The organism is Endozoicomonas sp. ONNA1 (genome assembly GCF_024606325.1).
Classification (GTDB): domain Bacteria; phylum Pseudomonadota; class Gammaproteobacteria; order Pseudomonadales; family Endozoicomonadaceae; genus Endozoicomonas_A.
In genome coordinates this window covers 1-7,005 of the sequence record NZ_JAHHPN010000437.1, presented here as the reverse complement: position 1 = coordinate 7,005, position 7,005 = coordinate 1, and the positions used below count along the sequence as shown (strand labels likewise).

Annotated in this window: 6 protein-coding genes; 2 read left to right on the top strand and 4 right to left on the bottom strand. The window is 47.9% G+C overall.

Features of this window, described 5'->3' with window-relative positions; translation table 11 throughout:
• The coding region (locus tag KDK19_RS10095) for a hypothetical protein (protein ID WP_257287186.1) at window positions 1-1,094 on the top strand (1,094 nt) is incomplete at its 5' end.
• Between the two features lie 256 nt (window positions 1,095-1,350).
• On the opposite strand, the gene rnt is transcribed toward KDK19_RS10095, so the two are convergent.
• From rnt to KDK19_RS10080, 3 genes are all read right to left on the bottom strand, one after another.
• Window positions 1,351-1,950, bottom strand: a complete 600-nt coding sequence (rnt, locus tag KDK19_RS10090; protein WP_257276430.1) for a ribonuclease T — start codon at window positions 1,948-1,950, stop codon at window positions 1,351-1,353.
• 92 nt (window positions 1,951-2,042) lie between these two features.
• Window positions 2,043-3,095 carry a dihydroorotase gene (gene pyrC, locus KDK19_RS10085; protein ID WP_257276426.1) on the bottom strand — a complete coding sequence of 351 codons (1,053 nt, stop codon included), beginning with the start codon at window positions 3,093-3,095 and terminating at the stop codon, window positions 2,043-2,045.
• A 285-nt stretch (window positions 3,096-3,380) separates the two neighbouring features.
• On the bottom strand, window positions 3,381-3,533 hold the full coding sequence (locus tag KDK19_RS10080; protein ID WP_257291858.1) for a hypothetical protein: 153 nt from the start codon (window positions 3,531-3,533) through the stop codon (window positions 3,381-3,383).
• A gap of 120 nt (window positions 3,534-3,653) precedes the next feature.
• Here KDK19_RS10080 and KDK19_RS10075 point away from each other — a divergent pair, with 120 nt between their 5' ends.
• Window positions 3,654-4,868 carry an argininosuccinate synthase gene (locus KDK19_RS10075; protein WP_257276428.1) on the top strand — a complete coding sequence of 405 codons (1,215 nt, stop codon included), beginning with the start codon at window positions 3,654-3,656 and terminating at the stop codon, window positions 4,866-4,868.
• Window positions 4,869-5,145: 277 nt separating this feature from the next.
• Here KDK19_RS10075 and KDK19_RS10070 read toward each other — a convergent pair.
• A partial coding sequence (locus tag KDK19_RS10070; protein WP_257291857.1) for a hypothetical protein occupies window positions 5,146-7,005 on the bottom strand: 1,860 nt, incomplete at its 5' end.

The window sequence follows — 7,005 nt, the reverse complement described above, 5'->3', positions numbered from 1 at the left end:
TGCTTAAGCATCATTTTCCCGGCAAGCTGGAAAAAGGTGAAATGTCACACGTTTTGCTTGAATATCCAAAGCTTGAGAGCCTGCCAGAAAATCTAATCAGAATATTTGCCAAATATGCACTTCCGGAGCTTGGATTACCTGAAGGGTTGCCCAAACAGTTGTTATTAGACAACATTGTGAATGCTGTCAGCCCTTCAAAGTTAAAGTATATGCAAACTCATCTGGGCCACCCTCAGTGTCTTCAGCAGCTGATTGGGTTATTCATAACCCATCTGCCGTTAATGGCAACAGATGAATCTAAAAATTTTATTTTTCAGGATCAAACCGGTCATTTTAGCGTCTTTTCTATCCGAAAAAATGATAATGGGCGTTATCGTATTTTTGTCGTTGATAGTTTAAGTGTTTTTAAGCGTCACTATGATGGTCGGGTTTATTCGTATTTGGCACATTTTGTCAGTTTGGCTTTAACACTGGCGTTAAAATATCATGGCTTTACTGATTCCCGGTTTTACTTCCTGTCTGAACGTCAAGGTAGCGGTTTAGGCAGTGAGTCATTCATGTTACACGACCTGAAAACATTGTTGGAATTCCCCATGTTGGCGGGTAACGGTTATTATGCGGACAAAGAACCTCTTACTAATGGCAATATGTTCAAGTTTTTTTTGAACATAACGTATGACTTGGACGCTGAGCAACTCGGTCGATTGCGAGTCAATGGGGAGATTAAGTATTTTACGGACACAGTAGATAAACCTGCACTTGATGCACGTGACGTGAACACCCTTATCTCTGTGTCGCTCGATACCTGGAGTGTATTGGGGCTGGAACCAGATTTGTTTAAAATTTATCAATTACGTCAGTTTCCTCAGAGGTTTGCACATCTGACCCAAGGGCAGCTGCGTCTGAAGCAATTGCTTGAGACATTCCCTGAAGAACAACAACAAGAGGTGGACAAGGTAGTTGATGACACTCGGGGCTTGTTGTCTGGTAATGATGGAATCTGCAATAACAACACTAATCTGGCTGCTACTCTGCTGTGGATGAAAATGAATATTGAGTTACTGGGTATGAAGCGCTCCGGGCAGGAAGAATAAAAGAGATATCCGGAATTTCGCCACCAATGGTTGTGATCAATTTCAAACCATGAAATTTACTCAGCCTTGGTGATTTGTTCGAGTGGTTGCCACAAGCAACTCTCTCAAAAATTCCGGAACCCATTTATCTTCACACCCACCCACCAATCACAGTGCTCTGGTAATACCCGGCCCAGTCACAAAAAAAGTGCCCAGTTGCCAGGAGGCATCAGGGCCATCAAACCAGGCAAAGACAACAATGGTACTACAAGCCTCTTTACAACCAGCCGCCCAGATCCTTCCAGCGATTGACGATAGAGCAGAACAGCTCGGCGGTTTTCTCTGTATCATAACGAGCGGAGTGGGCTTCGCCCTTATCGAAATGAATCTCTGCGGCTTCGCAGGCTCTGGCCAGCACTGTTTGCCCATAAGCCAATCCTGACAGGGTAGCGGTATCAAAGCAGGAGAAGGGATGAAAAGGATTACGTTTGATATCACACCGCTCTGCTGCGGCCATCAGAAAACCAAGGTCAAATGACGCATTGTGACCCACCAGTACTGCCCGGTTGCAACCCTGCTTCTTAACTTCCTTGCGTACTGTTTTGAAGATACTGTTCAGTGCTTGTTCTTCTTCAGTGGCAATACGAAGCGGGTGGAAGGGATCAATACCGATAAACTCTATCGCCGACTGTTCAATATTGGCACCTTCAAAGGGTTTAATATGGAAAGACTGAGGCTTACCGGGGTGCACATAGCCGCTTTCGTCCATTTCAATGACTACTGCCGCAATTTCCAGCAGGGCATCGGTGACGGAATTGAAACCTCCGGTTTCCACATCCACCACAACGGGTAAAAAACCACGAAAGCGGTTGGCCATCAGATGGCTGTCATCGACCACGGAATCTCCTTAATTCTTTCAGAGTCAATGGAAAGTCAGCCATCTGAAGGCAGACTTTCCGGTCTTCAGTGTCAGTTCAGGTCTTGCAAGCGCCAGCTCAGGGTTTCGCCTGCACGCAGAGGAATCACCTGATTGTCTCCCAGAGGGATGGACTCTGGCAATTGCCATTCTTCCTTAATCAGGCTTACTGAAGTCTGGTTTCTGGGCAGAGCGTAAAAATCCGGACCAAAGTGGCTGGCAAATCCTTCCAGTTTATCCAGTGCATTCATGCTCTCAAAGGCTTCAGCATACAATTCCAGGGCTGCCGGTGCGGTATAGCAACCTGCACAGCCACAGGCGGTCTCTTTGGCATCTACGGTATGAGGTGCAGAGTCGGTGCCGAGGAAAAATTTCGGGTTGCCACTGGTTGCGGCTTCGAGCAGAGCCTGCTGGTGGATATTACGCTTCAGGATCGGCAGGCAGTAGTAATGAGGGCGAATCCCTCCTGCCAGCATATCGTTGCGATTGTACAGCAGGTGGTGTGCAGTAATTGTTGCGGCTACATTGCTGTGGCTGCTTTTGACAAATTCGACAGCATCAGCGGTGGTAATGTGTTCCATAACCACTTTCAGGTCAGGGTGCCGAAGAGTAATGTCTCGCAGGTAGCGATCAATGAAAACTTTTTCACGATCGAAGATATCAATATCTTTGTCAGTAACTTCAGCGTGTACCAGCAGTGGCAGGCCCACCTCCGTCATAGCGATCAGACTTTCTTCAATGTTGCTGATGTCGGTGACACCGGAGTCAGAGTTGGTGGTTGCCCCGGCTGGATAGAGTTTCAGAGCTTTGACATCGCCTCTGGCCTTGGCTTCGCGAACTATTTCGGGTGTGGTGTTATCTGTCAGGTACAGCGTCATCAGTGGTTCAAAATGAACGCCCGCAGGTACATGCTCAAGGATTCGGGCCTTGTAAGCGGCAGCGTCATCGGCATTCAGCACCGGTGGACGCAGGTTGGGCATAATAATAGCGCGGGTAAAATTCCTGGCTGCAGAACGCACCGTTTCGGCCAGGGCTGCGTTGTCTCTCAGGTGGATATGCCAGTCATCAGGGCGTGTCAGGGAGATCTTTTCTTTCGCTATGGGCATTTGCGTCATCTTCTGAAGAGTACCTGTTCCAGAGAAGGAAAGAGTGACTGCTGAATAGCAACAGTGTAAACGTGTTTTTCTCACGAGTCCGCTAAATACAGCAAAGGATGATCAAAAAACACGTTAATAATGTGTTGTAGATTGGAGAGTCAGGAAGACTCTCTTCACTGAGGTGGCATCGTATCTAAAATTATGCTGGCTTGGTAGTGATATTTACCCATCGCATAGTGCCTTTCAACCGGTTTTCAGGACTTCAAGAGTAGTGCTTTTCCAATTGTTTGCACATTATTTGGTCTCTATCTGATCAGGTAGACTGCCTGTGAGATTTCTGGTCTGGAAAATAAGGGAGTATTCGAGAATAATGGTGTCCGCTTTGTCGCTATCCGAAGTCGGTTGGGTGGTTTCCACATCGGGCTTGTGGAGCTGTGAGGTAGCCATCAAACAATGAAGTGATGAATTTATATTCTGGTTTAATGAATAAATATTGATTTTCAATGCTGGATCATCAATACTCTCTCACAAATCAGGTTTTACCGTATCGGGAATTGGGAGTGCTCGGTGAAAGAGATCAAAAAAGTAGTACTGGCCTATTCGGGTGGGCTGGATACCTCAGTCATTGCTAAATGGCTGGAAGATACTTATCAGTGCGATGTTGTAACATTTACTGCCGATCTGGGTCAGGGCGAAGAAGTTGAGCCTGCCAGAGCCAAGGCAGAAGCTTTGGGCATCAAAGAGATCTATATCGAAGATCTGCGTGAAGAGTTTGTACGGGATTTTGTGTTTCCGATGTTCCGGGCCAATACCCTCTACGAAGGAGAATACCTGCTGGGCACTTCTATTGCCCGCCCTCTGATTTCCAAGCGACTGATAGAAATTGCCAATGAGACGGGGGCCGATGCCATCTCCCACGGAGCTACCGGCAAGGGCAATGACCAGGTGCGTTTTGAACTGGGTGCCTATGCCCTCAAGCCCGGTGTGCAGGTTATTGCTCCCTGGCGTGAGTGGGATCTGAATTCCCGTGAAAAACTGCTGGCCTATTGTGAAGAGCACGGTATCCAGGTTGAGAAGAAGAAAGGTAAGTCTCCTTATTCTATGGATGCCAACTTGCTGCACATCTCCTACGAAGGTGGCATTCTGGAAAATCCCTGGGCTGAAGCCGAAGAAGATATGTGGCGTTGGAGCGTATCTCCGGAAAAGGCCCCGGACCAGCCACTGTATCTGGAACTGACCTATAAGAAAGGCGACATCATTGCCATTGATGGACAGGAAATGACACCCGCAACTGTGTTGACTTACCTCAACAAAGTCGGTGGGGAAAATGGCGTGGGACGTCTGGACATTGTCGAGAATCGTTATGTCGGTATGAAGTCTCGTGGTTGCTATGAGACTCCCGGTGGTACCATCATGCTGAAGGCACACAGAGCGATCGAATCCATCACGCTTGATCGTGAAGTGGCGCATCTTAAAGACGAGCTTATGCCTAAGTATGCGAAACTGATTTACAACGGTTACTGGTGGTCTCCCGAGCGTGAGATGCTTCAGAAGATGATTGATGAAAGTCAGGAGTGCGTGAACGGTGTCGTACGACTGAAGCTCTATAAGGGTAATGTAGTGGTTGTTGGTCGTCAGTCTGATGACTCCCTGTTTGATGAGAATATTGCCACGTTTGAAGATGATGCCGGTGCTTATGATCAGGCAGATGCTGAAGGCTTTATTAAGCTGAATGCATTGAGGCTGAGAATTGCTGCCAACAAAGGGCGTAATCTTAATTAAGTGAGCGAGATATTGCTCGCGGAAATCACTTCATAATCTGCCTCCTGCTTCGGCGGTTGTATAGCCCTGGTTCCCACCCTCTCCAGTGTGGGAACCCGTGCCTTGTTTCAAATTTTAGAGCCCGTTTTTCGGAGTAAACAGATGTCTGCACAAAGAGGCTGTCTCGAAACCCTCAAACAAGTGCAATTTTAGTTTAGGTAAACAGTCTCTTTTCCAGCCCCGGGACTGCTCCTGAAAAGCCACTGAGTCCGGGGAAAGGGCAGTGTCAGATCAAGTCTTACTTATGAACTTTACCTGCTGGATTACTGCATTCATCACCTGGAGTTACACCAATCTGCTTACGTTTTCGATGTCTTCTTTTGTGCTGAGACAGGGCTTGAGCATTTTTACTGACCCTTCCGCATGGCTGCATTTGGCCGTCCTTCCCAACCACACGTATGTAGCAGATTTGTTGCCCGGTGTGCTCTTTTCTTTTGTGATACGACAGGTATTTAGCATTCTTACAGATCTCTCCGCATGGCCGCAATAGGCCGTCATCCCCAATCACGCTAACCTTACAGCTTTGTTGCCCGGTGTGGTGTATTCTTTTGTGATCCAACAGGGCGCGAGCATTCTTGCAGACCTTCCCACATGCCCGCAACTGACCATCCTCTCCAACCATTGCTAATTCACAGGATTTTTGCCCGCTGTGATATCCGATTTTGTGATCAGACAGGACTTTAGAATTCTTGCAGATTTTACCGCATGGCCGCAGCTGACCATCCTCTCCGACCACTGCTACTTCACAGGACTTTTGCCCGCTGTGTTCTCCGATTTTGTGATTTGACAAGACTCTGAAACTCTTGCAGATTTTTCCACATGGCCGCAGCAGCCCGTCCACCCCGACAACAATTGCATCACAGGTTTGTTGCCCGGAGTGATTTCTTTTTTTGTGTTCCGACAGGGCTAGAGCACTTTTACAGACTGTTCCGCATGGCTGCGGCTGGCCATCCTCCCCGACTATGGTTTCGTCACAGGTTTTTTGCCTGTTGTGGTTTCTTCTTATGTGAGCCAACAGGGAGCGAGAATGCTTGCAGACCTTACCGCATGGCTGAAGCTGACCATCCTTCCCGGTCACGATCGCGTCACAGGTTTGTTGTTGCCCGGAGTGGTATCTATTTTTGTGATTCGAGAGGTCTTGAGCATGCTTGCAGACCGTCTTGCAGGGCCTTAGCTGGCCATCTTTCCCAACCACAGTTACATCACAGATTTTTTGCCCGGTGTGAACTTTGCTTTTGTGAACCGACAGAGAAGCAGCATTCTTGCAAACCACCCCGCAAGGCTGCGGCTGACCATCCTCCCTGATGACAGTCAGGTTACAGGTTTGTTGCCCGGTGTGGGCTCTGCTTTTGTGAGCCGACAGAGAGGTTGCATTCTTGCAGATTATCCCGCATGGTCGCGGTTGACCGTCCCGGGTCACGATCACGTCACAGATTAATTGTCTGCTGTAGTGCTTATTATTAGGTTCCGATAGAGCCTGTTGCCAATATTTAGCTCCTTCGGGAGCAAGGTAGCCAGTCTCTGGTATCGCCAGATGATCATTGACTGGTTCTTTAGTGGCATTTGTATAGGCGGCTCCGGTGCTCAGTGAGTCTATGCTGGCCCAGTCAAAGTCGATCCCATCCAATTCGATCCCATCCAAGTCGATCCCATCCAAGTCGATCCCATCAAAGCCGACCCTGTTTATGGGGTTAAAGCTATTAGCTGGGTTGACGTCAATACCACGCATCTGTGGCTCAAACAGTTGATAAGCATCAAATGAGATCTGAGTGTCAGGGTGATTACTCAATACTTTGAAACTTGAGTTGTTTTGGGAAGGTGTCATGCTTAGAAGATCAAAATGATCCGTGTTACCAAGGTGGTATCCATCCGCCAAATCAGAGGATGAGCCATTTCCGGCTGTCGACATTTTTTCTGAATTCAGCGTCCATTCAGCGAGCTCTTTGCAACCGGATAATGGTCGGAATAGACAAACGCCACGACAGGGATGGAAGAAACAATTAAAACCCAAAGTATGTGAGTGTTGATGAGGGCCCGGGTTACCACCTCCATAGTCAGTATTTTGAGGGTCAGTAAACGAGGCCTGTGGGCAGCTTGT